At 66.5% G+C, this 25,586-nt stretch carries 18 protein-coding genes, 5 tRNA genes and 1 pseudogene; 17 read left to right on the top strand and 7 right to left on the bottom strand.

What is annotated here, in order from left to right:
* Window positions 1-41: 41 nt before the first annotated feature.
* From AC1G9L_RS11295 to AC1G9L_RS11335, 9 genes and pseudogenes are all read left to right on the top strand, one after another.
* Window positions 42-998 carry a TauD/TfdA family dioxygenase gene (locus AC1G9L_RS11295; RefSeq protein WP_019799435.1) on the top strand — a complete coding sequence of 319 codons (957 nt, stop codon included), beginning with the start codon at window positions 42-44 and terminating at the stop codon, window positions 996-998.
* 86 nt (window positions 999-1,084) lie between these two features.
* Window positions 1,085-2,194, top strand: coding sequence for a hypothetical protein (locus tag AC1G9L_RS11300; protein ID WP_481069088.1), 1,110 nt, complete (start codon window positions 1,085-1,087; stop codon window positions 2,192-2,194).
* Window positions 2,195-2,250: 56 nt separating this feature from the next.
* Window positions 2,251-2,937, top strand: a complete 687-nt coding sequence (locus tag AC1G9L_RS11305) for a HalD/BesD family halogenase (RefSeq protein ID WP_019799433.1) — start codon at window positions 2,251-2,253, stop codon at window positions 2,935-2,937.
* Window positions 2,938-3,083: 146 nt separating this feature from the next.
* Window positions 3,084-5,333 (top strand): DUF5916 domain-containing protein, encoded by a 2,250-nt coding sequence (locus AC1G9L_RS11310; protein ID WP_019799432.1) that lies wholly within the window; start codon window positions 3,084-3,086, stop codon window positions 5,331-5,333.
* 85 nt (window positions 5,334-5,418) lie between these two features.
* Entirely contained in the window at window positions 5,419-5,994 is a 576-nt protein-coding gene (locus AC1G9L_RS11315; RefSeq protein ID WP_019799431.1) for a sigma-70 family RNA polymerase sigma factor, read from the top strand.
* A 2-nt stretch (window positions 5,995-5,996) separates the two neighbouring features.
* Window positions 5,997-6,788: a hypothetical protein gene (locus AC1G9L_RS11320; protein ID WP_481069090.1), complete on the top strand. Its 792-nt coding sequence runs from the start codon at window positions 5,997-5,999 to the stop codon at window positions 6,786-6,788.
* A 14-nt stretch (window positions 6,789-6,802) separates the two neighbouring features.
* Window positions 6,803-7,855, top strand: a complete 1,053-nt coding sequence (locus tag AC1G9L_RS11325; protein WP_481069092.1) for a HEAT repeat domain-containing protein — start codon at window positions 6,803-6,805, stop codon at window positions 7,853-7,855.
* A 54-nt stretch (window positions 7,856-7,909) separates the two neighbouring features.
* Window positions 7,910-8,536, top strand: coding sequence for an ankyrin repeat domain-containing protein (locus AC1G9L_RS11330; RefSeq protein ID WP_481069094.1), 627 nt, complete (start codon window positions 7,910-7,912; stop codon window positions 8,534-8,536).
* 34 nt (window positions 8,537-8,570) lie between these two features.
* Window positions 8,571-8,792, top strand: a pseudogene (locus tag AC1G9L_RS11335) (transposase); the annotation flags it as partial.
* Window positions 8,793-9,026: 234 nt separating this feature from the next.
* Here AC1G9L_RS11335 and AC1G9L_RS11340 read toward each other — a convergent pair.
* The 3 genes from AC1G9L_RS11340 to AC1G9L_RS11350 form a co-directional block, all read right to left on the bottom strand.
* Window positions 9,027-9,242: a hypothetical protein gene (locus AC1G9L_RS11340; RefSeq protein WP_481069096.1), complete on the bottom strand. Its 216-nt coding sequence runs from the start codon at window positions 9,240-9,242 to the stop codon at window positions 9,027-9,029.
* An 89-nt stretch (window positions 9,243-9,331) separates the two neighbouring features.
* Entirely contained in the window at window positions 9,332-10,582 is a 1,251-nt protein-coding gene (locus AC1G9L_RS11345; protein ID WP_481069098.1) for a sensor histidine kinase, read from the bottom strand.
* The gene (locus AC1G9L_RS11350; RefSeq protein WP_019801264.1) at window positions 10,579-11,268 is read right to left on the bottom strand and encodes a response regulator; all 690 of its coding nucleotides are present in this window, start codon (window positions 11,266-11,268) and stop codon (window positions 10,579-10,581) included. Before AC1G9L_RS11350 ends, AC1G9L_RS11345 begins: the two co-directional genes overlap by 4 nt.
* Window positions 11,269-11,379: 111 nt before the next feature.
* On the opposite strand from AC1G9L_RS11350, the gene AC1G9L_RS11355 reads away from it, so the two are divergent.
* From AC1G9L_RS11355 to AC1G9L_RS11375, 5 genes are read left to right on the top strand one after another with little or no spacing between them, the layout of a single operon-like run.
* On the top strand, window positions 11,380-12,837 hold the full coding sequence (locus AC1G9L_RS11355; protein WP_481071107.1) for an efflux transporter outer membrane subunit: 1,458 nt from the start codon (window positions 11,380-11,382) through the stop codon (window positions 12,835-12,837).
* A gap of 26 nt (window positions 12,838-12,863) precedes the next feature.
* Complete coding sequence (locus AC1G9L_RS11360) at window positions 12,864-13,682, top strand: MipA/OmpV family protein (protein ID WP_019799402.1); 819 nt, start codon at window positions 12,864-12,866, stop codon at window positions 13,680-13,682.
* A 23-nt stretch (window positions 13,683-13,705) separates the two neighbouring features.
* On the top strand, window positions 13,706-14,824 hold the full coding sequence (locus AC1G9L_RS11365; protein ID WP_481069100.1) for an efflux RND transporter periplasmic adaptor subunit: 1,119 nt from the start codon (window positions 13,706-13,708) through the stop codon (window positions 14,822-14,824).
* The gene (locus AC1G9L_RS11370) at window positions 14,821-17,895 is read left to right on the top strand and encodes an efflux RND transporter permease subunit (protein WP_019800752.1); all 3,075 of its coding nucleotides are present in this window, start codon (window positions 14,821-14,823) and stop codon (window positions 17,893-17,895) included. Before AC1G9L_RS11365 ends, AC1G9L_RS11370 begins: the two co-directional genes overlap by 4 nt.
* On the top strand, window positions 17,892-19,763 hold the full coding sequence (locus AC1G9L_RS11375; protein WP_481069102.1) for an esterase/lipase family protein: 1,872 nt from the start codon (window positions 17,892-17,894) through the stop codon (window positions 19,761-19,763). The genes AC1G9L_RS11370 and AC1G9L_RS11375 overlap by 4 nt, the downstream gene beginning before the upstream one ends.
* A 312-nt stretch (window positions 19,764-20,075) precedes the next feature.
* Here the strand turns inward: AC1G9L_RS11375 and AC1G9L_RS11380 are convergent.
* The 4 genes from AC1G9L_RS11380 to AC1G9L_RS11395 form a co-directional block, all read right to left on the bottom strand.
* Window positions 20,076-20,151, bottom strand: a tRNA-Glu gene (locus tag AC1G9L_RS11380).
* 45 nt (window positions 20,152-20,196) lie between these two features.
* Window positions 20,197-20,272, bottom strand: a tRNA-Ala gene (locus AC1G9L_RS11385).
* 115 nt (window positions 20,273-20,387) lie between these two features.
* Window positions 20,388-20,463: transfer RNA gene (locus AC1G9L_RS11390), tRNA-Glu, on the bottom strand.
* 45 nt (window positions 20,464-20,508) lie between these two features.
* Window positions 20,509-20,584: transfer RNA gene (locus tag AC1G9L_RS11395), tRNA-Ala, on the bottom strand.
* A gap of 382 nt (window positions 20,585-20,966) precedes the next feature.
* Between AC1G9L_RS11395 and AC1G9L_RS11400 the strand changes: the two genes are divergently transcribed.
* From AC1G9L_RS11400 to AC1G9L_RS11410, 3 genes are all read left to right on the top strand, one after another.
* Window positions 20,967-21,053: transfer RNA gene (locus tag AC1G9L_RS11400), tRNA-Leu, on the top strand.
* Between the two features lie 157 nt (window positions 21,054-21,210).
* The gene (locus AC1G9L_RS11405; RefSeq protein ID WP_019799270.1) at window positions 21,211-21,591 is read left to right on the top strand and encodes a response regulator; all 381 of its coding nucleotides are present in this window, start codon (window positions 21,211-21,213) and stop codon (window positions 21,589-21,591) included.
* 159 nt (window positions 21,592-21,750) lie between these two features.
* Window positions 21,751-25,554 carry a PAS domain-containing protein gene (locus tag AC1G9L_RS11410; RefSeq protein WP_481069104.1) on the top strand — a complete coding sequence of 1,268 codons (3,804 nt, stop codon included), beginning with the start codon at window positions 21,751-21,753 and terminating at the stop codon, window positions 25,552-25,554.
* The last annotated feature ends 32 nt before the right edge of the window (window positions 25,555-25,586 follow it).

A 25,586-nucleotide genomic window follows, 5' to 3' on the forward strand; every position in this document is an offset into this window, starting at 1 on the left:
ATGCACCATTCGATGCAAGCGCATCATTAGAAGGAACTGCAATGCACGTACGTCCGTTGTTCTCCGCCGCCCACCATCCCATCGTCATCACGCCGGATGGCGATGCCAGCGTCGCGGCACTGCATGACTACATCCACAGCCACCAGGAACAGTTGCAGCAATGGCTTGTGCAACATGGCGGCATCCTGTTCCGCGGATTCGCCCTGGACGGCGCGGAAGGCTTCCGTCAGGGCGCCGAGGCACTCGGCGCACGCCCGTTCGAGTACATAGGCGGAAACACGCCACGCAGTCAGGTCGCGGTCGACGTCTATACGTCGACGGACTATCCAGCGAGCGAAATCATTTCGATGCACAATGAGATGTCCTACCTGCCGCGTTGGCCGAGCCGGCTGTTCTTCTACTGCCTGATTCCAGCGGCATCCGGTGGACAAACCTCGCTTGCCAACAGCGGCGACGTATTGCGATCGCTGCGCGACGACATCCGCGATCGCTTAGGGACGCGCAAACTCAGTTACATCCGCAACTTCCAAAGCGAAATCCCGCTTGGAAAGAGCTGGCAGGCGACATATCAGTCCAACGATCGCCAGCAAGTGGAGCAGATCGCCGCCGACCAGGGATCGGTGTGCCACTGGAGTGGGAGCGACGCACTGCGTGTCTCTACGCTGTGCGAGCCCTTTGCCACTCACCCTGGCACGGGCGAACAAGTGTGGTTCAACCAGGCGGAGCAATGGCATCCGTCCGCACTCAATCCGGCGATTCGCACCATGTTCGAGCAGGCGCTTGGAAAGGGGCGGTTGCCGCACGAGTGCGAGTACGGCGACGGGACGCCCATTGAAGAAACGGTGCTGGCGGAGATCCGCAGGGTGATGAATGAGAACAAGCTGCTGTTCGATTGGCAGCGCAACGATCTGCTGATGATCGACAACGTGCTGATGATGCACGGTCGCGAGTCGTTCAAAGGAGAGCGCAAGACCTTGGCGTACCTGTCGGAGACGTGATCGTCCGCAGCGAGCGGAGGGGATATGACGGCCGGGGAGGCCCAGACGGCGACCCGAACTTCTGACTTGAAATGGAGACGTGTGTAATGGATGAACTGAATCATTTTTTCAGTACAGCGCCGACCGTGGACTACGGCGTGGTCAACTCCTATAACGAATGGGACCCACTGGAAGAAGTGGTGGTCGGACGCATCGACGACGCGGTCGTACCGGAGTGGCACGTCACCTTGGAATCGACGATGCCGGAAGTTGCCTGGGACATGTTCCGTCGCAAGGGCGGAGAGCGATTCCCGCAGGATATGCTGGACAAGGCGCGCGAAGAGCTTGAGGGCTTTGTGAAGCTTCTCGGCGAGGCCGGCGTCACCGTGCAGCGGCCGGCGACGATCCGCCAGAGCCGACCTTTCGCCACGCCGGACTGGCAGGCCAAGGGGAGCCTGTACTCTGCGATGCCCCGCGACACGTTCTTGGTCGTGGGAAACGACATCATCGAAGCGCCGATGGCATGGCGGAACCGCTACTTCGAACCCAATGCATTTCGCGAGGTGCTCAAGGGATATTTCCGCAAGGGGGCGCGCTGGACCGCCGCGCCCAAGCCGGAACTGCTGGACGATCTCTACGTGCAGGACTTCAAGAGCCCGGAGTCCATGGACGAGATGATGTATGCCATCACCGAATTCGAGCCGGTCTTCGATGCGGCCGACTTCGCCCGGTGTGGGCGTGACATCTTTGCGCAGAAGAGCAATGTCACCAATGAGATGGGGATTGCCTGGCTGCAGCGGCACCTGGGACCGGAGTATCGGGTCCATACGCTTGACGTCGTAGACACCCACCCGATGCACATCGACGCCACTTTTACACCGCTGGCACCGGGCAAGGTGCTCATCAACCCCGAACGCATCCACCAATTGCCCAAAATGTTTGATACCTGGGAGAAGCTGGTCCCGCCGCCGCCCACCATCGACATCACTCGCGAATTCTCCATGTGCAGCAACTGGATTGTGGCCAACACCTTCATGCTGGACGAGAAGCGCATCTTCGTGGAGGCCAGCGAGGAGCCCTTGCTGCGGCAGTTCGAGGCATGGGGCTTCGAACCGATTCCCTACTCACTGATCAATTTCAACCGCTTCGGCGGTGGATTCCATTGCTGCACGCTGGATGTGCGCCGTCGTGGCGGTTTGGAGTCCTATTTCGATTGATCCAATCGTCGGTCCGGTCGGACCGACGCCTTTCCGCTCTCGGCTGAGGCAGCCTCATGTTCCGACAAGATCTCTACCAACCTGGGAACGCCGTCGCCGGCAACCTCAGGTTGCACTACCAGAATCTGCATCACGTCCCGTTTCCCGGCTTCATCAGCGATGCCTTCTTTCCGACGCTGAAGGCAGAAGTCGATCGTCTTCTGGAGCATTCGCGCCGGCGCGACTTCCTCATGGAATGCATGGAGAACTCCCCGCGGCGCATGAATGTCGTCAACGGACACACGATTGAGCGGATGTCCACGATAATCCCTGAGTTGTACAACTCTCCGACGTTGCTGGATTTCCTTTCAGATGTGGTCGGCGAGCGGGTTTTGCCGCTCGACGACGATATCGACAGATACGTGATCAACCAGCTCCGACGCTCTTCGGATACCTTCGGTGCGCACTACGACGACTATCCGTTGTCGTTCGTGCTCATCATGGAATCGCCCGGAGAAGAGGGCGGCGGGTATGCGGAGATGTGCCCGAATGGCGCGCTGTCGGACCTGGACATCAACCCCATCCGCTTGCCGCTCAAGGCCACCGATGCTTATCTCCTCAAGACCGACACCACCGCGCATCGTGTGGCTCCGTTGAGGGTGGATGCGTTACGGACCGCCATCAACTTCGCCTACACAACGCCGGGCTTTGTGCCGCAATGGACCGAGTCCGCCAACCGCCTGTATGCAGAAGATGACGCCTGAAGGAAAAGCGCCTGCGGCTTCTGTTCGCGCTTGTTGCGTGGCGGATCTTTAGGCCTGTCGCGCAGGAAAGGCGATGTTGCCAGATGACTTTTCGTCCGGTGGGGCATCTAACGACAGGAGTGTTTGAGGATCAAGGACGGATGCCAATGGGTCTGCAACTGCGTATGGTGTGGCTTTCCCTGCTGCTGGCAGGGGGGCTGGCGTGTCACAGCGCCCCGGCATCCGGGGCGATCAAGCTGGATGGGCGGGTCGATGAACCGGAATGGTCTGAGGCACTACGATTCGACGACTTCAAGGTCACCGACCCGTACCGTTTGACCGCCCCCGAGCCCGGCCTGGGCACCCAGGCTCGGCTGTTGTCTACGCCTGACGGCATCGCAGTGGCCTTTTTGGTCGAGCAGAGGCCGGGAGTCGCCCGGGTCAAGCCGCGACTGGAGCGCGACCAGCGTCGAGAATCGGATCGGGTGAACTTCATCATCGATTTCGATGGCGATGGGCGCACAGCCTACAGCTTCACGGTCGGATTGTCCGGCTCGATCCAGGATGGCGTAGTGACCAACGAGCGGGAAATAAATCTCGACTGGGACACCGACTGGACTTGGGCAGTGAGCGAGGGAGAGCAGGGATGGCAGGCGGAGATGCTCATCCCTTGGTCAGTGGCGTCCATGCGCGGCGTGGAACAGCCCACGCGCAAGGTGGCCGTGTACTTCGGACGCTCGCTGGGAAGTACCAGGGAGCGCCAGGCCTTCCCCAGCGTCTCGGCAGAGCGCAGCCGGTTCCTGTCCGGGTTCGAGCCAGTGGAGATCGCACAGTATCGCAAATCGCTTTTCCATTACTGGCCATACGCAACCGCTCGACATGATTTCATCAACGGCGCCATCCGTTACGAGGCGGGTATCGACCTGTTCTGGAAGCCTTCGCCCGACTTCCAGTTGAGCGCTACCCTCAATCCGGATTTCGGACAGGTGGAATCGGACGATCTGGTGGTCAATTTTGACGCGATCGAAACGTTCTACAGCGACAAGCGCCCTTTCTTCACCGAGAACCAGGGCATCTTCGACCTGCGCACACCCGATGAAGGCCGCTTGGTACATACGCGCCGCATCGGTGGCGACGCCGATGACGGATCGGGGGCGAGCGATATCGATGCGGCGCTCAAGCTCATCGGGTCGGCAGGCGCGCTTGGCTACGGGCTCATGGTGGCGACCGAAGACGGAGTGGCCGGACGCGACTTCTACGTGGCTCGACTGCAGTACCCAGCCAGCCGTACTCTGAATCTCGGGTGGCTCGGGACCCAGACCGAGCGACCCTACCTGAACCGTTCGGCGCAAGTGCAGGCAGTAGATATCAGTTGGCGTCCGAGCGAGCGCCTGATCGTCAACGCCCAGGTGCTGGGCAGCTTCACCGACCAAGCCCGCACATCGACCCACGACAGCGGTGCATGGACACGTGTCAACTGGATTCCCTCCAGCCGCTGGAGCTATGAGCTGGAGGCAACGCATTTCGGTCGGGATCTCAACTTCAACGACCTGGGTTACCAGCGGCGCAGTAGCCTGAACGAAGTCGAGGCGACGGGTGAGTATGTCCATCGCAGTCCGGACGCCGCGTCGCGATTGAGCAGTGTGCGAACCGCAGTGGAAGTGCAGGCGCGCAGCAACGATTCCGGTGACGACCTGCCCACGTACCTGATCCTGACCAACGCGCTGAATTTCCGCTCGGGCAACCGACTGGTGCTTGAGACGTCCGTAATCTCGCCAGGTGCCGACGACCTCATTTCTCGTGGCAATGGACTGTGGAAGAAGTCCAGGCGCTACAAGGCCACCGTCGAATGGACCACGCCACGCTATGGCGACTGGGCGTTCTTCGGTGCCGGCGACCTGATCGGGCGCGGGCTGTCCGCGCGTCCGTCCAAGGTGCTGACGCTCATCGCCAACTGGTACCCGAGCGATCTGTTCAATGCCGAGCTTGAACTAGGTCCGGAGTGGGGCAATGACTGGCTGATCTGGGAGGGCCAGCGCAACTTCGGTCGCTACGCCCGCCGGGTCGATTTCCTGAGCATCAACATGAACTGGTTCCCGGGCATGCGCCACGAGCTTCGCCTCAAACTCGAATGGTTGGCCGTACGCGCCAAGGACGGCCAACGTTATGTCCTGGCGGACGATGGCCGCATGTTGGCTGCTAGCGAGTCCCTGTCGAACTTCGATGTCAACAACTTCGGTTTCCAGCTACGCTACCGCTATCTTCTGGGTCCACAATCGGATCTGTTCCTGGCGTACTCACGTGGAGGAGCAACACGTCAGGAGCGGGACGGAGTGGGTGACCTGGACCTGCTCGACGAAGCACTGCGGTTGCGCGATGCCGATCAATTGCTCGCCAAGGTCAGGTACCGGTTTTGAGTTGAACGCCACAGGATTGATGGAAGTCTCACAATTTCCCATGGATCCTGGCTAACCGGCGGGCCTGCAGACACATCCCACTTCCATGGACGATGCTGAACTTCAATGGCTAGCGCTGGCGAGGCGCGGTGACCAGCAGGCATTCCGTCGGCTGCTCGATGCGCATGCTCGCAAAGTTCGCAGCCTGTGTCTGCGCATCACCCGCGACGCCGCAATGGCGGACGATGCAGTGCAGGAGACGTTCTACAACGTCTGGCGACACTTGGGCAGCTTCGACGAGCGCGCCGCCTTCCCGACTTGGCTGCATCGGATCGCGGTCAACGCGGCATTGGAACAACTTCGCCGCAATGCCCGTCACCAGCACGAAGTCAGTCGCCTCTGGAAGGACGTCGACGATGACGGCCCCGACTATCTGTCCTCGTTGGTCGACGAGCTTCCCGGACCAGAGGATCACGCGGCAAGTGCGCAACTTGCCGATCGTATTGGCGCCCAGATGGCGGCGCTGAGCGCCAACGAGCGCGCCGCCTTCGTGCTCAGGCACTGCGAAGGCCAGGGGTTGCACGAGATCGCACAAACCCTGTCGATGAACATCGGGCAATGCAAACAGGCGATTTTTCGCGCCGTGCGCAAGTTGCGCGGCGCTTTGGAATCGGTGAGGTGACCATGAAACATGTTGTCAGCGACGACGAACTTGTGCTGTTTCACTACCGCGATGGATTGTCGGCATCGCGGCTTCGGGAGATCGAGGTCGCATTGGCGGACGACGCGTCCGTGCGTACGCGTCTGGACACGCTGAAGCGATTGCTTGCAGCGGCAGACGACGTGCTCGTGCCCGAGCCGGACCAAGGCTATGAAGAACGTCTCTGGCGGCAGCTCCAGCCGCGCCTGCGGGCAGAGGCGGGCAGGGAGCACCTGGTGCAACTGCGCATGCCGGTCCCGCGGCGGCGGCGACGCTGGATGCGAGCGGCGGCGGCGGCCGTCCTGGCACTGTCCATCGGCTTGGTGGTTCGGCCCATGCTCGCCCCGGAGCGTTTAGTGGCGACCTCTCCTGCGCGACAACCCGGCCTCCCGACGACGACTGCCATCTCCGCCACACCCAATCGGATCATCGACGACGCGATGGCGTCTCACCTCCGTCGGACCGAGGCAATGCTGGTGGAAGTGCTCAACGGCGACGGAACGCTCTTCATCGTTGGAAGCGCTGGCGAAGCCCAGGTATTGCTGGACGACAACAGACTTCTTGCTGCGGCAGCGGCGCGCAGCGGCGATCGGGGATTGGCCGTCTTCCTGAGCTCGCTCGAACCGGTATTGCTCGAATTGGCTAACCAAACGCCCGACGCGGGCATCCAACTGGATCAGAACGGCATGCGGGACGTGGTACGCAATGCCGATTTGCTGTTCCAGGTCCGTGCCGTCGAGGCCGGTCTCAAGGCGACGGAACGCCGGCGTGTTTGAATCGAGGTGAAGCCATGAGACATTCAAAACTTCCTGTTTTTTTCGCATTGGCAATGGTCATTGGTACAGGCACCGCCTCGATGGCAGCCCTGTCAGCGGATCAGCCATCGTCCATCGACCAGGATGCTTACTCGAACGATGAGAAGGCTCTGTATCGAAAGGCCCATCAAGCGCTCAGCGAGGGCGACTGGGATCTGGCGGTGCGGCAGTTCGCCGCGCTCGAACGCAAGCTTGATGGCCGCAGCGGCGCGGATGCGACCCTGTACTGGCAGGCCTACGCGCTGAGCCAGGCGGGACGCGGCGTGGAAGCCCAGCCGTTACTGCGGCGTCTGCACGTGGAATATCCGGGCAGTCCCTGGATTGCTCAGGCCAGACGGTTGCAGGGAGGCGAGCGCGACGAAGAGGCGCTGCTGGGCTTGCTGAATCTGCCTGCAGACCAGGCCGTGGCGAAGCTTGTCCAGCGGTTGCAGGCCGGTGGCTCCGAGCAAGATCGTCGACGGGCGCTTTTCGTGCTCGGCCAGATCGACGATCCCAAGGCAGTGCAGCAACTCACTAAGGTGGCCGGCGGTAAAGACCCCGCATTGGCCGGCGCGGCCGTGCACTTTCTAGGCGTGTCCGGCGCCACCGCACAATTGCAGCAGTTGTATGCCACGAGTACGGACCCGGTCATGCAGCAACGCGTGCTGAAGGCGTTGGGAGTTGCAGGTGCAGGGCCAGCATTGGAAGCAGCGGCACGGGAGAATGCCGCGGTTCCGGTACGCCGTGCGGCGATTCAGGCACTTGGCGTGGCGGGAGACGCTGATGCATTGGCGCGCATCGCTTCGGGCGACAGCAATCTTGAGGTTCGACGCGACGCCATCAAGGCGCTCGGTGTCGCTGGGGGGCACAAACAGCTGCTTGCGCTGTATCCGATGGTTGCCCGCTCGGCACCGCTGCGCGCCGAGACGATTGCGGCCCTCCAAATGGCAGACGGCGATGGCGGAGCACTGCTGTCCCTTTACCGAAACGCCAAGACCCCGGAAGAAAAACAGGCCCTGCTGCAGGCGCTCAAGTCAGACAGCCCTTGATCGCACGCAGGCGTCAGCACTTACTCGCTCAATTGCCAAACCCAGGAGTTGCCGATGAAAACTTCAAGAAAAGGTGTCTGGATCGGACCTATCGTGACCGCCGGGGTGTTGGCCTCGGCGCTGGCGGCGGTCGTCGTAAGCGCGCAGCCGCAGGACACGGCGGCAACGACGAGGGCCGCTGCGCGCGTCGATACGAGCGCGCTGCTTCTACTCGCTGCGGTACGCGCTGGTGACGAGAACAGCGTCCGCGAGCTGGTTCTTTCGGGCGTCAATGTCAATGCCGTAGTCGAGCATGAAGGATCCGCTCTCATTGTCGCGGCCCGGACGCGCAATCTTGACATGGCCAAAGAGTTGCTACTGCTTGGTGCCGATGTAAAGCTTGCCGTACGCGGCGATGGCAACCCGCTGATGGCGGCAGCAGCCACGGCTGATAACGCCGCGCTGATCGAACACCTCATCGCGGCTGGCAGCGACGTCAATGCCATTGCGCTCGGCGATGAAACACCACTGATCAACGCCGCACGAAGTGGCAGTCTCGAGAACGTCAAGGCACTGGTCAGTCGGGGCGCAAATGTGAACCTCGCCGTCAACAGCGAGCTGGGCGCGCGTCGATCCCCACTCAATCAGGCCAAGGGATCAGCGATTCGCGACTACCTCATTGCTCGAGGTGCCCATCCGTGACTGCAGGGTTTGAGTGTGATCTGTTAGGGAAGTTCTGAACAAGGCCGCCAACCTGCGCAAGCGCACGCGACGCGAGCTGTTCCTGAAAGAGATGGAGCAGGTGGTGCCATGGAAGGCGCTGCTGGCGCTGATCGAGCCGCATTATCCGACTCTGGGTCGGCCGGGACGGCAGCTCTATCCGCCGGCGACAATGCTGCGAATCCACTTCCTGCAGCAGCGGTACGCGTTGAGCGATCCGGCGATGGAAGAGGCCCTATAAGACACCCCGCTGATGCGCCGCTTTGCACAGCTGGATCGTGTCCTTGGAGAGAGAAAAATCCTTTTAAATCAAACAGGCACACGATCCAAGCGAAAAGGACACGAACTAAAGAAACTGACAAGAGGTAAGCCACAGCCAGACCCAACGCAGCCGCTGCGTGGCCATGCACGAAATTTCGCATAATGTATCTTATGTAAAACGAACTATGGACGTGCACGGCGCGCTAGCCGCTCAACGCTCCCCTAACCGGCGCTTTATCTGAGCCAACTGCTTGGCACTGAAGTTCCTGCTGTGCCGATCCAGCAACGCGATCACGGTCGCGTGTGCCTCCTCGGCGCGCCGTTGTAGTTCCTGGATGGCGGCGTGCTCGATGGCTTGCCATTCTTCGGCAGTCTTGCCCGTTGGGACGGCGCGGTGTTGGCGGTTTGTGTCCAATGCGGTACTCACGTGGAAATCTGGGACTGAACGCATCCGTTCGTGCAGTCGACTCTACCGCACCACGAATCTGCGGTCGCTCGTCCTACATAGGCCGTAACTCAAGCCTGCCGCTTACGCGGCTTCGGCGCAGACGCGTTACCGCTACCCCTGCCAGCTTCGCCAGCCAATCCAGGCGGCAAGCGCACCCGCGCGCACAGCCCGCCGCCCTCGCGGTTGGCGAATTCCAGCGCGCCGCCGTGCGCCTGGCAGATCGCCGCGGCAATCGACAGGCCCAGGCCGCTGCCGCCGGAATGGCGCGCACGCGAGTCGTCGGCGCGCCAGAAGCGGTCGCCCATCCGCGCCAGCGCCTCCTCGTCGACGCCGGCACCGCGGTCGGCGACGCGGATCAGCACACCCTCGGCATCGGCCTGCGCCTCCAGGGCCAGTTCGCCACCGGCCGCGGCGTAGCGCAGCGCATTGTCGATCAGCACCGACAGCACCTGGCCCAGGCGGTCGCGGTCGGCGCTGATGTGCAGGTGGTCGGGGATGCGGACCTGCACCTGCATGCCGGCCTCCTGCAACGGCTGCGCGGTCCAGGTCAGGCGCTCGCGGACCAGCGCGCCGAGCGCGAACCGCTGCGGCTCCAGCATCAGCTGGTTGGCACGGGCCATCGACAGCAGGTGCAGGTCGCCGACCAGGCGATTGATCTGCTCCAGCTGTCGCTGGACCATGCGCAACTGCTCCTCGCTGCTCGGGAACACCTGGTCGAGCATGCCCTGCACCCGTCCCATCGCCGCGTTGAGCGGGGTACGCAGTTCGTGCGCCAGCATCGCGCTGGACTCGCGCACCTCGCGTTCGTACTGCTGCAGCTGCGCGCTCATGCCATTGAAGTCGATCGCCAGCCCGGCCAGTTCGTCCGGCGCACCGGGCACCACCCGCGCGCGCGCGGCGAAATCGCCATCGCTGATCCGCCGCGCCGCCGCGGCCACGTTGGAGAACTGCCGCGACAGCGGCCGCGAAGCGAGCAGACCGCAGACCACGATCACCGGAATCGACGCCAGCACCATGCCCGCCAGCAGCCACCAGTCGCGGCTGGCCAGGCCCGGCAGGAAGTCGGCCACGTCGTAATAGGTCTCGAACAGCTCCCACAGGCGCCGCGCATTGCTGTGCGGATCCTCGCGCAGCTGCAGCATCTCCTGCCGCGCCTGCGGCGGCAGGCGGCTCAGGGTGGAGACGTCCCAGATCGCGAAGCGCAGCACCATGCCCAGCGCGATCGCAATGATGGTCAACACCGCCAGCGCGCTCATGCGCAGGCCCACCCACTGCCACAGTGGCGCGTGGGGCTTGCGGCGGAACCAGGACCAGTTCATCGGAAGCGGTAACCGATGGCGCGCACCGTCACCAGCAGCCCGGTGACCTGCTCGTGTTCCAGCTTCTTGCGCAGGTTGTGCACGTGCGCATCCACCACCCGCTCCAGCGCATCGCTGTCGGGCAGGCAGATCTCCAGCAATTCGCTGCGGGTGAAGGCCTTGAACGGCGTCTTCATCAGCGTCGCCAGGATGTTGAATTCGGTCGGGGTCAGTTCCAGCGCCACGTCCTGCCCGTCGGCATCGCGCACGGTGGCACGCACCGCGGCAGTGTCCACGGTGAGGCGTTCGTGGCGCAGCGGCTCCTCGCTGGCGCGTGCCGGCCCGGCGCGGCGCAGCACCGCAAACACCCGCGCCACCACTTCCTTGGGGCTGTACGGCTTGACCACGTAATCGTCGGCGCCGTAACGCAGCGCGCCGAGCTTCTCCGGTTCGTCGCCCATCGCGGTGACCATGATCACCGGCGTGTCGCTGCTGCGGCGGATCGTGGACAGCACCTCGGTGCCGCTGAGCCGCGGCAGCATCACGTCCAGCAGCACCAGGTCCGGCTTCCACTGCGCATGCACCGCCACCGCCTTCTGTCCATCCTCGGCGATGGTGACCTCGAAGCCGTCGCGGCGCAGGTAGGCCTCGAGGATGCTGGCGCTGTCGGCATCGTCTTCGACCAGCAGGATCTTCTTCGCGTGCATGCCCGGTGCCCGTGTTTGGCGTCTTGATGGAATCTTGAAGATTCCTAGAAGGCGGCTTGAACATGCCCGCCGATGCTGGCAGTCGAGTTCGATCACCCGACTGCCGCCATGATTCTACCGTCCCCGCTGCTCCGCCTGCGTCGCACCCACGCCCTGTTCGGGCTTCTCGCACTTGCCCTGGGTGGCTGCTCTTTGGCGCCGGTCTACCAGCGCCCGCAAACCGCACTGCCACCCACCCTGGGCGCGACCGCCGCAACCGTGGCCGCGGCACCTGGCCGAAGCGACGGTGCGCTCACCGAGCAGGAGCAGCAGTTCGTGCGCGCGTTCTCGCCGCAGCACGACCTGACCCCACTCGTCACCCAGGCGCTGGCCCACGACCCGGACTTCCGCAACGCCGTGCTGACCGTGCAGCAGGCCCGCGCCCAGTACCGCATCGAACGCGCGCAGCAGCTGCCGCAGCTCGGCCTCGATGCCCAGGACACGCGCCGCGACTACGACGACGCGGCCACGCAGGCACGCTATGGCCAGAAGCTGAGTACCGTCGCAGTGGGCGTGGACGGCTTCGAACTGGACCTGTTCGGCAAGCTGGCCTCGTTGTCGGCGGCGGCGCAGCAGCGCTACCTGGCCTCCGAAGAGGGCCGGCAGGCGGCGCGCGGCGCGCTGATCGCCGAAGTCCTGCGTGCCTACACGCTGGAACGCGCCGCCCTGCAGGGCCAGCAGCAGACGCAGACCATCGCCGAGCGCAGTGCCGCGCTGCTGGCGATCGCCACACGCCAGCAGGCGGTCGGGCTCATTTCCCGCGATGCGCTGGACCGCCAGCGCCACGACGACGACCAGGCGCAGGCGCGCGCGCAACAGGCCGCCAGCGACCGCGCCGCCGCCCGCCGCGCCCTGCAACTGCTCGCCGGCTACGCCGCCCCGGACGGCGCCGGCACCCTGCAGGAGCTATTGCCCGGCGCCGAGCAGGACGACAGCCGCGCCTGGCGCGACCTCGATTCGCAGCTGCTGCTGCAGCGCCCGGACGTGCGCCAGGCCGAGGCCGAACTGCGCGCGCGCAATGCCGACATCGGCGCCGCGCGCGCGGCGTTCTTCCCGTCGATCCGCCTGAGCACCTCGCTGGGCACCGCCAGCGATGCATTGAACGGCCTGTTCATGCCCGGCAGCCGCACCTGGAGCTTCATGCCGCAACTGGTGCTGCCGCTGTTCGACGGCGGCCGCAACCGCGCCAACCTGGACATCGCACAGCTGCGCAAGGACGGCGCGGTGGCCGACTACGAGAAGACCGTGGAGGCGGCGTTCCGCGAGGTCGCCGATGCGCTGGATGCGTTGCCAGCGCTGCAGCAGCGCGAACGTGGCGAACGCACCAATCTCGAACGCGAACGCCAGCGTGTGGCGCGCCTGCAGCAGCGCGTCGCGCAAGGTCTGCAGGACCGCCCCGAGCTGTTGACCGGCGACATCCAGGCCGCGCAGGCCGACCTGGCGCATGTGCAGGCGCGTCAGGACCTGCTGCTCGATCGCATCGCGCTGTTCCGCGCGTTCTACGGCGTGCCGTTGCCGCACGCGCCCTGATCTTTCCCCCGCACGAGGTTGCCCCGATGAAGCACGTTCTCTCCCTTCTGTCGCCGACGCTGACCGCCGCCGTGCTGGCGCTGCCGCCAGCGGCGCACGCCGCAGACCCCGACCCAACGCCCAGCGCCGGCCTGTTCGGCGATCGCACCCAAGTGAGCGTGGGCGCCGGCGCCATGCTGACCCCGCGCTATCCCGGCTCCGCCGACGACCGCGTGCAGGCGGTGCCGGTGTTTTCGATACAGCGCGGCATCCTGTTCGCGGACACGCTGCGTGGCGCCGGCGTGCAGCTCCAGAACGCGCACGGCTTCTCCGCCAGCCAGTCGTTCGGCTACGACCTGGGCCGCCTGCAACGCAACAGCAGTTGGCGTCCCGGCTCCAAACGCCTGGCCGGCATGAGCGACGTCCCCGGCGCGATCACCGCGCGCAGCCTGGTCATGCAGCAACTCACCCCGTACCTGGCGCTGGACGCCGAAGCGGAGTTCGCGCTGAAGGACGGCGCGCGCCGCAACCGCTACCGCGCCGGCGCGCGCTTCACCCTGCTGCAGGCCGCGGCCGACAACGTGACCCTGGACCTGGACGCGCACTTCGGCGACCGCCGCTTCAACCAGACGTACTTCGGCGTCACCGATGCGCAGAGCGCGACCAGCGGCTTGCAACCGCACCGTGCCGATGCGGGCGTGTACGCCTATTCGGTCGGCGCCGAATGGGATCACACCCTGTCGCCGCACTGGACCGCCTCGCTGCTGCTCGACGCCACCCGCTACGTCGGCCCCGCCGACGGCAGTCCGGTGGTGCGTCGCCGTGCCGCTGCCGGCGGCGGCGCCACCGTCACCTACACCTTCTGATCGCTTTCGGGACATCGCCGACCATGACCTTGCGCCCCACCCTGCTTCTCTCACTGTGCCTGCCGCTGGCCGCACTGGCGCTGTCCGGCTGCGGCCACGAGGCCGCACCGCCCCCCGACGCGCCACGCGCGGTCAAGCTGGAAACCGTCGGCAACGATGCCGCGCACGACAGCACCCGCTACCTCGCCCAGGTGCGCCAGCAACAGCGCGCCGACCTCAGCTTCGAAGGCGGCGGCCGCATCGCCGCCATCGCCGTGGACGTGGGCGACCGCGTCCACGCCGGCCAGGTGCTCGCGCGCCTGGACCCGGAGCCGAACGGCCTGCGCCTGCAGCAGGCCGAGGCCGGCGTCGGCATCGCCGCGGCCGAGCTGCAGCAGCAACAGACCCAGCTCGCCCAGCAGCAGGCCATGTTCGACGACGGCGCCGCGTCTGCGGCCGCCCTGACCGCAGCCAAGAGCGCCTTCGCCGCGGCGCAGGCGCGGGTGCGCAGCGCGCAGTCGGACCTGGCGCTGGCGCATCGCGCGGTGCGCCAGTCGGAACTGCGTGCGCCGTTCGACGGCAGCGTGGTGGCGCGGCTGCAGCAGCCCGACACCGTGGTGAGCGCCGGCCAGCCGGTGCTGCAGCTGGTCGGTGCGGATCGCGCGCAGGTGCTGGCGACCTTGCCGGCCGATCATGCGGCGGCGCTGCAACCCGGCCAGCGTGTCCTCGCCTACCGCAGCAACGCACCGCAGCAGGCCTTGCCGCTGCGCCTGCGCAGCGTCTCCGAACGCGTGGATGGCGGTGCCACCGTGCAGGCGCTGTTCGACAGCGACAGCGCCGATGCCGCGCAGCCGCGCAGCGGCGAATCGCTGCTGCTGGCCCTGCCCGACAGCGGCGCCGACCAGGCGCCGAGCGTACCGCTGAGCGCGCTGCTCCCGAGCATGGCCGATGGCCACACCATGGTGTTCGTGTACCGCCAGGACAGCGGCAGCGTGCGTCGCCGCCGGGTCGTCACCGGGCACAGCGATGGCGGCCGCGTGCAGATCCTGCGTGGCCTGGCGCCGGGCGAGCGCGTCGTCGCCGCCGGCGCCGCCTTCCTCCACGACGGTCAGCACGTCGTGCCGTTCCGTCCCACCACCCGCCTCGGCACCGTCTCGCCATGAACCTGACCCGCGCCACCTTGCAATCCAGCCGCCTGGCGCTGTTCAGCGCCGCCCTGATCCTGATCGGCGGCATCGTCACCTTCCTCGGCTTCCCGTCGCAGGAGGAACCGAGCGTGACCGTGCGCGACGCGATCGTGCAGGTCGGTTTCCCCGGCATGCCCAGCGAACGCGTGGAGAACCTGCTCGCGCGCCCGCTTGAGGAACGCCTGCGCGAGGTCAGTGGGCTGAAGAAGATCGTCACCACCATCCATCCCGGCAGCGCCATCGTGCAGGTCACCGCACAGGACAGCGTCAAGGACCTGCCGGCGCTGTGGCAGCGCGTACGCAGCAAGGCCGCCGAAGCTGGTGCCGAACTCCCGGCGGGCACCCAGGGCCCGCTGGTGGACGACGACTTCGGCCGTGTCGCCATCGCCTCGATCGCGGTCACCGCGCCCGGCTTCAACACCGCCGAGATGCTCGGACCGCTGCGGCAGATGCGCGCGCAGCTCTACGCCGTGCCCGGCGTCGAGCGGGTCACCTTCCACGGCGTGCAGGACGAGCGCGTTTATGTCGCCTTCGACCGCACCAGGCTGGGCGAGGCCGGCCTCACCCCCGCCGCCATCGCGCAGCAACTGCGCGCGCAGAACATCGTCGTCGGCGGCGGCCTGGTCGCCGCGTCGGGCATGGCGATGACCGTCACCACCTCCGGCGAAGTGCGCGACCTGGACGCGCTGCGCAATACCCCGATCGCCACGCAGGGCGCCGACGGCCCGCGGCAGATCCCGCTGGCGCAACTGGCGCGCATCGAGCTGATGCCGGTGGATCCGCCGGAGGCCGGCGCGATCTACCAGGGCCAGCCGGCGGTGGTGGTGGCGGTGTCGATGGCGCCCGGCAACAACGTTGCCGAGGTCGGCAAGGCGCTGCGCCGCACCCTGGGCGAAACCGCCAAGGCGCTGCCGGTGGGCTTCGCGCAGCACGTGGTCACTTTCCAGGCCGACGTGGTCGAGCGCGAGATGGGCAAGATGCACCACGTCATGGGCGAGACCATCGTCATCGTGATGGCGGTGGTGATGCTGTTCCTGGGCTGGCGCACCGGCCTGATCGTCGGCGCGATCGTGCCGTTGACCATCCTCGGCGCACTGATCGCGATGCGTGTGCTGGGCGTGGAACTGCAGACCGTGTCCATCGCCGCGATCATCCTGGCGCTGGGCCTGCTGGTGGACAACGGCATCGTCATCGCCGAGGACATCGAGCGGCGCCTGGCCGCCGGCGAGGAACGCCGCGCCGCCTGCGAGGCCGCCGGCCGCAGCCTAGCCATCCCGCTGCTGACCTCCTCGCTGGTGATCGTGCTGGCGTTCTCGCCGTTCTTCTTCGGCCAGACCAGCACCAACGAGTACATGCGATCGCTGGCGATCGTGCTGGCGGTCACCCTGCTCGGCTCCTGGCTGCTCAGCATCACCATCACCCCATTGCTGTGCATGTACTTCGCCCGCGCGCATGCCGCGCCGGCCGACGGCCATGGCGACAGCTACACGTCCAAGCCTTACCGACTGTACCGGCGTGCGATCGAGGCGCTGCTGGCGCACAAGGCGCTGTTCCTGGGCAGCATGCTCGCTCTGCTGACGCTGGCGGTGACCGTGCTGGTCTCGGTACCGTACAGCTTCCTGCCCAAGTCCGATCGCCTGCAGTTCCAGATGCCGGTGACCCTGCAACCGGGCAGCGATGCGCGCGAGACCCTGCGCACCGTGCAGTCGATCAGCCAGTGGCTGGCCGACCGTCAGCAGAACCCGCAGATCGTCGACAGCATCGGCTATGTCGCCGACGGCGGCCCGCGCATCGTGCTCGGGCTGAACCCGCCGTTACCGGCGGCCAACATCGCCTACTTCACCGTCAGCGTGCAGCCGGGCACCGACATCGACGCGCTGATCGCCAAGGTGCGCACCCACCTGCGCCAGGCCTATCCGGCGGTGCGCGCCGAGCCCAAGCGCTTTTCGCTGGGCTCCACCGAATCCGGCGTGGCCATCTACCGGGTGATCGGCCCGGACGAGGCGCAACTGCGCCGCCTCGCCGCCGGCATCGCCGACGCCTTGCGCGCCCTGCCCGGCACGCTGGACGTCAGCGACGACTGGGACAGCCGCATTCCGCGCTACGTGGTGCAGGTGGACCAGGCCAAGGCGCGGCGCGCCGGCGTCGCCAGCGAGGACATCGCCCAGGCGCTGCAACTGCGCTATGGCGGCGTGGACGCCTCGGTGATCCACGACGACGGCAGCAACGTGCCGATCGTGCTGCGCGGCGACAGCGGCCCGGGTGCACGCGGCGGCAACCCCGGCGACACGCCGATCTATCCGTCCTCCGGCGCCGCGCCGCTGCCGCTGTCGGCGATCGCCGACATCCAATTGAGTTCGGAACCCTCGACGATCCAGCGCCGCAACCTCAGCCGCGCCATCACCGTCACCGGCCGCAATCCGGACCTGACCACCGACCAGGTGGTGGCCGCGCTGGCCGACAAGGTGGCGGCGCTGCGCCTGCCGCCCGGCTATCGCATCGAGATGGGTGGCGAACTGGAGGACGCCGCCGAAGCCAACCAGGCGCTGCTGCAGTACATGCCGCATGCGCTGGGTGCGATCCTGCTGCTGTTCGTGTGGCAGTTCAATTCGTTCCGCAAGCTGTTCATCGTGGTCGCCAGCATTCCGTTCGTGCTGATCGGCGCCACCCTCGCCCTGCTGGTCACCGGCTATCCGTTCGGCTTCATGGCCACCTTCGGCCTGCTCGCGCTGGCCGGCATCATCGTCAACAACGCGGTGCTGCTGCTCGAACGGATCGAGGCCGAACTGGCCGATGGCCTGAGCCGGCACGAGGCGTTGATCGCCGCGGCGGTCAAGCGCCTGCGCCCGATCGTGATGACCAAGCTGACCTGCATCGTCGGCCTGATCCCGCTGATGCTGTTCGCCGGGCCGCTGTGGACCGGCATGGCCATCACCATGATCGGCGGCCTGGCCCTGGGCACGCTGGTGACGCTGGGCGTGATCCCGGTGCTGTACGACCTGCTGTTCGCACGCCGCGCCGGCAGGCCGGCGAATGTTGCGGCGTGATGCCCCAGCGCTGGCGCCGCGTGATCCTGGCCTGCGCCGTGCTGTGCATGGCGCTGTGCGCGGGTGGCTGCGCCAGCGTCACCCTGCAGCGGGTGGATGCGGCGCGCTACATCCAGGCCAAGCGCGGCGATGCGCTGAGCGCCGCGCGCCCCAGCGACGCCGCCCTGCAGACGCTCAACGTCGCCGGCCTGGACGCGGCAAGCTGCACGGCGAAGGCGCCGCCGTGCATCGACCGGTTGCTCGGCAACGCCGACATGGACCAGGAACGCGCCCTGGCGACGGCGGCGGAGCTGTCGCTGCTGGCCGCGCAACGCGCCGCCAGGCAACACGCCGACAGCGATGCCACGCTGGCCGCCTGGCTGCAGACCGCGCGCTATGCCTACGCCTACCTGTTCTTCAGCGGACGCACGCCCAGCGAACGCGCTTTCGAGGAACGCCAGACCCAGGTGCGCGACTACTACAACTACGCCGTACAGCGAGCGGTGACCGCCTTGTTCGCGCGCTACCGGCGGCATCCGCCCGCCACGCACGACGCCGGCGCGCAGATCGCCACCCTGCCCGACTGGACGGTGACGCTGGATGCCAGCGGCGCCGGCAACCCGCAGGACATGCCGATGCCCGAGGCGATGCTGGCGGCCGGCGATCTGCGCTTCGACGGGCTGCGCAGCGTGTATCGGCGCGATGGCTTCGGCGCGGAAATGGTCGCGGTCCTGCCGCAGCCGACGACGGACGTCATGGCCGATGCCGATGCTGCGCCTGCCTACAGCGACATGCCCACGCCCAACCTCACGGTGCTGCTGCGCTTTGACGGCCGCACTCTGAAGGACGTCTTGGCCGGTCACAGCGCGCACGTGGAGGTCCACGATCCCTCGCTCGGCGAGCGCGTGGCGATGGGCGGTATCGACGTGCCGCTGGCCGCCAACTTCAGCGCCGGCTATGGCGTGTGGATGGCGCGCGCCGGCTTCGCCGCGCAATCGCTGCGCACCCTGCTCGGCCTCGGGCACGGCATCGACCGGCCGCACGTGTTCCTGACCCAGCCCTACGACCCGCACCGGCGCGTGCTGGTGCTGCTGCACGGGCTGGCCAGCAGCCCGGAGGCCTGGGTCAACCTGGCCAACGACCTGCTCGGCGATCCGCAGGTCCGCGCGCGCTATCAGATCTGGCTGGTGTACTACCCGACCAACCTGCCAATTCCCTACACCCATCTGCAGGTTCGCACGGCGCTGCAGCAGACGCTGGACCGGCTCGATCCACAACGCCGCAGCGTGTCCGCGCATGACATGGTGCTGATCGGGCACAGCATGGGCGGCGTGCTGGCACGACTGATGGTGTCCTCCAGCGAAGGCGACCACCTGTGGCGCACCCTGTTCGACGATGCAACTCTGGATCCGCGCGCGCGCCAGGCGCTGCAGGCCAGGCTCGGACCGATGCTGCATTTCGCGCCGATGCCGGAAGTGTCCGAGGCGATCTTCCTGGCCACCCCGCACCGCGGCACCCCGGAAGCCGCCGGCACGCTCGGCGAGCTGGCACGCACCGTGATCGGCCTGCCCCGGCGCGTGCTGGATCAATTCAAGGACATCGCCGGCAAGGATATGCTCGGCGCCCTGCCCAACAGCATCGACAGCCTCAGCGACCACGATCCCTTCATCCTCGCCGCGGCGCAGTTGCCGATCTCGCCGCAGGTGACCTACCACTCCATCATCGGGCAGGAGGATCCGCGCGTGCCGCTGGCGCAGTCGAGCGACGGCATCGTGCCGTACTGGAGCGCCCACCTGCCCGGCGCCGCCTCGGAAACCGTCATCGTCTCTGGACACAGCGTGCAACGCACGCCGCAGGCGATCCTGCAGATCCGCCGGCTGCTGCATTGAGCTGGCGCAGCGCTAGCCATCTCTCAAGGACAAGGACAAAAGCCCCTCTCCCTCCGGGAGAGGGGTTGGGGTGAGGGTACGGGGCGCGCAGCGCCTGCACCACTCTGGCCATGCGAGGCTACGCCCGTACCCTCATCCGCCCCTTCGGGGCACCTTCTCCCGAAGGGAGAAGGGAACAGCTACACCGCTCGCTCGAAGCAGCCAGCGATCCACTTGGCGTCCAGCACCGGCACTGCCGCCATCTGGCCTCGACCGCACACGACCGCCGCGCACATAAAAAAACACCCGGCATTGCCGGGTGTTTTCGAAAAGTGGCGTCCCCACGGGGATTCGAACCCCGGTCGCCACCGTGAAAGGGTGATGTCCTAGGCCTCTAGACGATGGGGACGCGGATAACGATGTTGCTTTTGCGGACGGCCTATGTCCGAAAAGTTGGTGGAGCCAGCCGGGATCGAACCGGCGACCTCTTGCATGCCATGCAAGCGCTCTCCCAGCTGAGCTATGGCCCCACGTGTACTGGCAGAAGCGGAATCTTACCCGATTTTCTTCCGATGTACAAACCCCGCACTCATTGCGTTCGGCAGAGCCGAACCCGGATACGCGCTAGGAATTCCTGCTGAAAAATGGCGTCCCCACGGGGATTCGAACCCCGGTCGCCACCGTGAAAGGGTGATGTCCTAGGCCTCTAGACGATGGGGACGCTGTTAACGATGTCGCTTTTGCGGACGGCCTATGTCCGAAAAGTTGGTGGAGCCAGCCGGGATCGAACCGGCGACCTCTTGCATGCCATGCAAGCGCTCTCCCAGCTGAGCTATGGCCCCACGTGCTGCGAGGAGCGGAATATTAACGATCGTGATCGGCACACGCAAGCGTTTTTTTGCGGAACGTTCGCGACGTCGCGATGGCGCTCGCCGCGACCCGCAAAATCCGCTGCGTCACTGCGTTCAACGGCGTACGCACCTCGCACCGAGCGCTGGATGCAGTCTGCGGAAAGCGCCAAAGCGCCTGGCAGAGACTCCAGCGCACCCATCGCCGGCAATTGCCGATACCGCACAACGCACTTACCTGCGAGGCGTGCACTTATATGTAGAGACGCTCGGCAGCCACCACGGCCGCTGATCGCCCCCGCCTGCCCTGCCCAAGGACGGCGAGCGCAAATGCGCTGGCGGCCGAGCCGAAGTGTCGGCTATACTCCGCGGCCGCGCCGAAGTGGCGGAATCGGTAGACGCAGCGGACTCAAAATCCGCCGCCCTTAAAAGCGTGTGGGTTCGAGTCCCACCTTCGGCACCAGGACTGACGGCAGCTTCGGCTGCCGTTTGTTTTTTGCGCGCCCACCACATCTGAAGGCAGGCACAGGTAAACGCTTCATCTTCCTGTGTCGGTTGTCTAGGCGGCGGCTGTGACGGTCCCGTTATACTTTCCGTTCCCAAACCTTAACGAGCAAGCGATGTCGGCATTGCGGGGCCTGCGTATCCTGGTGGTCGAGAACGACGAGATGAACGCCACGCTGCTGGAGTTGCAGCTTGCCCAGGCCGGTGCCGAGGTGGTCGGCGTCGCCGCCTCCGTGCAGCAGGCGCTTGCGCTGATCGACAGCGAACGGCCGGACCGGGCCGTGCTCGACTTCCGCCTCTCCGCCGGCGAGACCAGCGAACCGGTGGCGCGGGCATTGACCGAGCGCGGCACGCCCTTCGTGCTCGCCACCGGCGTCGCCGCCGACACCCTGCCCCCCAGCTTCGCCGCCGGCGTGGTGCTGACCAAGCCCTACCTGTCCGAGCAGCTGATCAAGGCGCTGCAGGACGCTCACGCCAAGACGACCGCACGCCCCTGAGAATCCTCGATCGTAAGCCCGCCGCCTGGCGGGGACGATTCGAGGGATTCAGCCATCAACGCCAAGGACTGTTCGCCGCCTCCTGTCCGGTTTCCCGCCGGCAGCGCCACGGGGGCCTTGCTGCGCGCCATCGATTGGCACGAGCACGAACTGGGCCCGATGGAGCATTGGCCGCGGAGCCTGATCACCGCGCTGTCGATCTGCCTGAACTCGCGGTTTCCGATGGCGGTGCGCTGGGGCGAGCGCCAGTTCAACCTGTACAACGACGCCTACGTGCCGATCCTCGGGTTGCGGCACCCGCAGGGGTTCGCGCGGCCAATGGAAGAGGTGTGGCCGGACGTGTGGCCCGAGGTGCGGGCGCAGGCCGACCAGGTGATGGCCAGCGGCGAATCGACCTGGAACGAACACATCCCGCTGACCATGCTGCGCAACGGCTACAGCGAGCAGGTGTACTTCACCTTCTCCTACAGCCCGCTGTTCGACGACGAAGGCGACATCGCCGGCGTGCTGTGCGTGTGCACCGAGGACACCGCGCGCATCACCCTGGCGCGCGAGCGCGATACGCTGCTGAAGGCGCTGGAAGCGCAACGCGCGCAGATGGCCGATGCCTTCGAGCAATCCCCAGCGGCGCTGGCGATCCTGCGTGGCCCGGACTACGTGATCGAGACCGTCAACCAGCGCTACCAGCAACTGGTCGGGCCGCGCGATGTGGTCGGTCGGCCGCTGATCGAGGCCATTCCCGAAATCCAGGAGCAAGGCGTCATCCGCCTGCTCGACAATGTCCGCGCCAGCGGCTTGCCGTTCATCGACGAGTCGATGACCTTCCAGCTGTGCCGCAGTCCGCACGAAGCGACCTCGGACACCACGCTGGAATGCGTGTACCAGCCGATGCACGACGCCGAGGGCAAGGTCAGCGGGATCCTGGTGCATGGCATCGACCGCACCGAGCAGGCGCGCGCCCAGGCGCACGACAGTTTCCTGCTGATGCTCGAGGACACCCTGCAGAACCTGCACAGCGCCGAAGCGATCTGCGAAACCGGCGCCGCCCTGCTCGGCAAGCACCTGGGCGCCAACCGCTGCGCCTACGCGATCGTCGAGGCCGACGAGGACGCGTTCGACGTGCGTGCGGATTACGTCGACGGCGCCAGCCACCTGACCGGGCGCTCGCGCTTCAGCGACTTCGGCGGCGATCTGTTGGAGTGCATGCGCGAGAACCGGCCGTGGGTGGTGCACGACACCGAGACCCACCAGCCGCCGATGCGCGTGGACGATCCCAACTACCTACGCCTGGGCCTGCGCGCGGTGCTCACCGCGCCGCTGCACAAGGCCGGCCGCCTGGTCGCTGCGATCGGCGTGCACCAGGCCCAGCCGCGGGTCTGGACGTCGGCCGAGATCGAGCTGGTGCGGCTGGTGGCGGCACGCTGCTGGGAATCGATGGAACGCGCGGACGCGCAGAGAGAACTGGCCAACAGCGCCGCGCGCTTGCGCGAACTGGCCGACGCGATGCCGCAGATCGTGTTCACTGCCATGCCCGACGGCCACGTCGACTACTTCAATCGGCGCTGGTACGAGTACACCGGGTTGCCGGTTGGCGAGGCCGGCTACGACAGCTGGCGCCATGTGCACACCGAGGAAGGCCTGGCGCGAGTGATGGAGGTGTGGCCGGAGGCGCTGCGCAGCGGCAGGCCGTACGAGATCGAATATCCGCTGCGCCGCCACGACGGCGAGTACCGCTGGCACCTCGGCCGCGCCCTGCCGATCCGCGACGACAGCGGCCACATCGTGCGCTGGATCGGCACCAATACCGACATCCACGACCGCCGCTTGACGGAACAGCGCCTGCAGGAAAGCGAACTGCGTTTCCGCCAACTGTGCGACAACGCGCCGGTCATGATCTGGATGGCCAATGCCGACGGCGATTGCGAGTACATCAGCCGCCAGTGGTATCTGTTCACCGGGCAAAGCGAGCAGGAAGCGCTGGGCAGCGGTTGGCAGGAACAGGTCCATGCCGACGACCTGGCCTCGGTCGGCCGCGCCCTGGCGCGCGCCTGCGCCGACCGCCGCGCCTACACGCTGGAATACCGCCTGCGCCGCCACGATGGCGAGTATCGCTGGTGCCTGGCGAGCGCCACGCCGCGCTTCAGTTCGTCCGGCCAGTTCCTGGGTTTCATCGGCTCCCTGCTGGATATCGCCGAGCGCAAGCGCATCGAAAACGCCACCGCGGCCGAGCGCGCTGCGCTGGAGATGATCACCACCGGCAAGCCGCTGAACGCGGTGCTGGAGGCAATCGCGCGCGGCATCGAGTCGCAGAGCGATGTCGGCCTGCGCTGCACCATCATGCTGGTCGACGAGCACCGCCAGTGCCTGCTGGAAGGCGCCGCGCCGAGCATGCCGCAGAGTTTCCGCAAGGCCGTGCAGCGCCTGCCGATCGACCCCAACACCGGCTGCTGCGGACGCGCCGCCTACCTGCGCCGGCAGGTGTTGTGCAGCGACGTGCGCGTCAACCCGCATTGGCAGGACTATCTCGCCACCGCCCTGGAGGCGGACATCGTCGCCTGCTGCTCCACCCCCATCCTGGCCAGCGACGGCGAGGTGCTGGGCGTGGTCGCGATGTACTACCCATTCGTGCACTATCCCAACCCGCACGAACAGGACCTGGCGCGCTCGGCCTCGCACCTGGCTGGCATCATCATCGAGCGCCGCGGCACCGACCTGCGCCTGCAGCAGTTGCTCGCCGCCGAGCAAAGCGCGCGCGGCGACGCCGAACGCGCCAGCCGCATGAAGGACGAATTCCTGGCCACGCTCAGTCACGAACTGCGCACACCGCTCAACGCGATCCTGGGCTGGTCGCGGCTGATGCAGGACGCATCGGTGCGCGAGAAGGACCTGATCAAGGGGCTGGAAGTGATCGAACGCAGCGCCCACGCGCAGGCGCAGATCATCGACGATCTGCTGGACATGAGCGCCATCCTGTCCGGCAAGGTGCGCCTGGACACGGACGAGCTAGATCTGCGCACGCTGCTCGGCGACACCATCGATGCGGCCCGCCCCGGCGCGCAGAACAAGGGCATCGACATCGTGCTGGTCGCCGACGACACGACCGCCCTGCCCTACCTGGGCGATCCGGTGCGGCTGCAGCAGGTGCTGACCAATCTGATCGGCAACGCGATCAAGTTCACCCCGAGCGCCGGCACGGTCTCGGTGACCCTGGACAGCATCAGCACGCATGTGCGCATCGCCGTCAGCGATACCGGCATCGGCATCGACCCGGCGTTCCTGCCGCACGTGTTCGACCGTTTCCGTCAGGCCGATGCGAGCAGCACGCGCAGTGCCGGCGGCCTCGGCCTGGGTCTGGCCATCGCCAAGCAGCTGGCCGAACTGCACCAGGGCCAGTTGTCCGTCAGCAGCGATGGCGTCGGTCTCGGCGCCACGTTCACCCTGCTGCTGCCGCGCAACGATCTGCAGCCCCTGGAGCCGATCCACCGCGACCAGGACGCGGCGCTGTCCAGCGCCGTGCGGCGGCGTGGCGGCATCCGTCTGGACGGCGTGCGCGTGCTGGTGGTGGACGACGACATGGATTCGCGCGGCGTCACCCAGCGCTTCCTGCAGGAAGCCGGTGCCGTGGTCGAGGCCGCGGTCTGCGCCGACGATGCCGAAGCGCTGCTGCGCGAGCGCCCTTATGCGCTACTGGTCAGCGACGTCGGCATGCCGCGCCGCGATGGCCACAGCCTGATCCGCAGCGTCCGCGCCCGCGGTGCCGGTGCGGCCAGCCGCATCCCCGCCATCGCCCTCACCGCCTACGTGCGCAGCGAAGACCGCGCGCTGGCCCTGGAAGCCGGCTTCGATGCCCACCTGGGCAAGCCGGTGGATCCGGTCAAGCTGCTTGGACTGGCCGCATCGCTGGTGGCACCGCCGCCGGCCACGCTCGCCACCGACGAGAGCCCGCGCGCCGAATCGGCCTGATCCGGCGCGCCACGCGGCCGCACCGTACGGCC

It is taken from the genome of Xanthomonas sp. NCPPB 1132 (assembly GCF_056629235.1).